Origin of the sequence: Brenneria sp. g21c3, assembly GCF_040240345.1 — a bacterium.
Classification (GTDB): Bacteria; Pseudomonadota; Gammaproteobacteria; order Enterobacterales; family Enterobacteriaceae; genus Brenneria.
This window is the reverse complement of record NZ_JBEIAB010000047.1, coordinates 1-1,115: the sequence shown is the minus strand read 5'-3', so window position 1 is coordinate 1,115 and position 1,115 is coordinate 1. Positions and strand designations below refer to the sequence as shown.

Here is a 1,115-nt window from a genome sequence, read left to right as displayed (position 1 = left end):
GGCCGTCAGCCCTGCCGCGGATTGCGTACCAGCGGCGCAATGCCGTGCGCCGCCCACACCGCCGCCGCCCTTTCCTGCGCGTAGGCCAGCCGTTTCTCCTGCGCCACTTTCTGCTGCCCGCGGATAACCGTCCCCGGTTCCCGGGTAAATGCCCGCAGTTCGTCCGCCTCCGGCCGCATCGGCAACGCCTTGCCGCTCAGAATGTCTCCCGCTATCGCCTCCAGCTTCAGCGCCCCCGCCGTCCCCGCTATCCCCAGCAGTTTATCGCCCAGCTTCTTGCGCCGCAGGGTAAACACCACGCCGCTCACCACCGTCGCCGCGCCTATCACGTCCCCCGCCACCGTCAGCGGCGATACCGACTTGTTGGTGTCATCGGCGAAGTAAATCATCCGGTAACGAAAATACCCGCCCCACGGCTCCCGGCTGCCAAAGGTCGAGTGCATAAACCACGCCCGTGAATCATGCACCTGGTCGTCGAACAGGGCGCGCAGCAGCCCGACCGGCGTCTGCGCATTGCTCGCTTCCCCCTGCGGCGGAAACAGGCGCGCCGTCAGGCCATCTCCGGCCTTTTTCATGTCGTCGAACTCCTGCGCCTCATCCTCCAGATTCAGCAGATAGATGGCGTGGCGCGGCAGGGTATCCAGCACCAGTTGCGTGACGCTGGTGTGCAGCCGGAACTCGCTGCGGTAGTCATTGCCGAACTCTTCCATCGCCTGGCGCAACTGGGTCTGCGCCAAATCCGGGTCAAAGTCTTTCGGACCCGGCGGCAACGGCGGCCGGTCTCGCGGGTTCGGGTAGTCGGCGATAAGGTCGAGCCGCGCCCGCTCCGCGCTTTTCTGCCTTTCATCGCGCGCCGCTTCCGCCGCCTTCCGGCTGCCGGCGTTGGCGTGGCTATCGGTGGCCGCCCGGTAAAACGCGCAGTTCAGCGCCGACCCTCTGGCATAACGGTCTATCCGCCAGGCGGTCAGCCAGGCCATCTGGTTTGCTATCAGCGCCTCCAGCGCCAGCCCGGCCCGGCCGGGCTGGTAATGGCCGTTATCGCTCTCCTCCCCGGCCGGCTGCGCCGATGGGGACAGTCCCAGCGTCGCCTCGCGCCAGGCGTTAAAGCGGTGGAT

At 66.8% G+C, this 1,115-nt stretch carries 1 protein-coding gene; it reads right to left on the bottom strand.

Annotated elements, in window-relative coordinates; genetic code table 11:
* Window positions 1–5 precede the first annotated feature (5 nt).
* On the bottom strand, window positions 6–1,115 hold a 1,110-nt coding region (locus tag ABRZ28_RS24225; RefSeq protein WP_442878749.1), incomplete at its 5' end, for a T6SS phospholipase effector Tle1-like catalytic domain-containing protein.